1 protein-coding gene is annotated in these 1,293 nt (G+C 60.8%); it reads right to left on the bottom strand.

What is annotated here, in order from left to right; genetic code table 11:
• On the bottom strand, positions 1-1,293 hold a 1,293-nt coding region (locus KGA89_RS29570; RefSeq protein ID WP_223473197.1), incomplete at both ends, for an immunoglobulin-like domain-containing protein.

Genomic DNA, 1,293 nt, shown 5'->3' on the forward strand with positions numbered 1-1,293 from the left:
GGATGGTGATGGTCTGGCCGTTGCTCAACGTCACGACGAGCGGAGCATCAGTGACCGGTGCGTTGACCGAGGCGGTGTAAACCACGGTGCCACCTTCCGCGACGGTGGACGTTGCGGTCAGGCTGACGGTCGAGGTGTCGATGGTATCGGTAACGTCAGTCACCGCAGGCGTGGTGCTAGGAACCAGGTTCTCGAAGTTACCGCCAGTGGCTTTATCGATGCTGACTTCGACTTTACCAGCGTCTTTGTAGACGTCGTCTTTTGGCGCATCGACAGTGACGGTGCCAGTGGTGGCGCCTGCGGCGATGTTGATGACGGCGCCGTTGCTCAAGGTCACAGTGACAGGCGAGCCAGCGGCGTTGGTCAGGGTGGCGGTGTAAACGATGGAGCCGCCTTCAGCAACAGTGTCAGTTGCCGAGAGCGTCAGGCCAGTGGTGTCCTGAGTGTCTGTGACGGTGGTGTCGGCAGGCTTGCCGTCGATGTCCAGTTTTTCGTAGTTGCCGCCCTTGGCGTCGTCGATTTTGACGCTCAGGCTGTCGCCGCCCGCGAGGGCGTCGTTTGGCGTAACGAAGTTCACCGAAGCGGAGCTGGCACCGACTGGGATGGTGATGGTCTGGCCGTTGCTCAACGTCACGACGAGCGGGGTATCAGTGACCGGTGCATTGACCGAGGCGGTGTACACCACGGTGCCGCCTTCCGCGACGGTGGACGTTGCGGTCAGGCTCACGGTCGAGGTGTCGATGGTATCGGTAACGTCAGTCACCGCAGGCGTGGTGCTCGGAAGAAGGTTCTCGAAGTTGCCGCCAGTGGCTTTATCGATGCTGACTTCAACTTTACCAGCGTCTTTGTAGACGTCGTCTTTTGGCGCGTCGACGGTCACGGTGCCAGTGGTGGCGCCTGCGGCGATGTTGATGACGGCGCCGTTGCTCAAAGTCACAGTGACAGGCGAGCCAGCGGCGTTGGTCAGGGTGGCGGTGTAAACGATCGAGCCGCCTTCAGCAACGCTATCGGTTGCACTCAAGGTCAGGCCGGTAGTGTCCTGTACATCGGTAACGGTGGTGTCGGCAGGCTTGCCGTCGATGGCAAGGTTCTCGTAATTGCCACCCTTGGCGTCGTCGATTTTGACGCTCAGGTTATCGCCGCCCGCGAGGGCGTCGTTTGGTGTAACGAAGTTCACGGTGCCGCTGCTGGCGCCAACCGGAATGGTGATGGTCTGGCCGTTCGACAGGGTGATAACCAACGGAGCGTCGGTCACGGGTGCGTTAACCGAGGCGGTGTAAACGACAGTCCCAC

This window comes from Pseudomonas sp. A-RE-22 (assembly GCF_019956035.1).
Classification (GTDB): domain Bacteria; phylum Pseudomonadota; class Gammaproteobacteria; order Pseudomonadales; family Pseudomonadaceae; genus Aquipseudomonas; species Aquipseudomonas brassicacearum.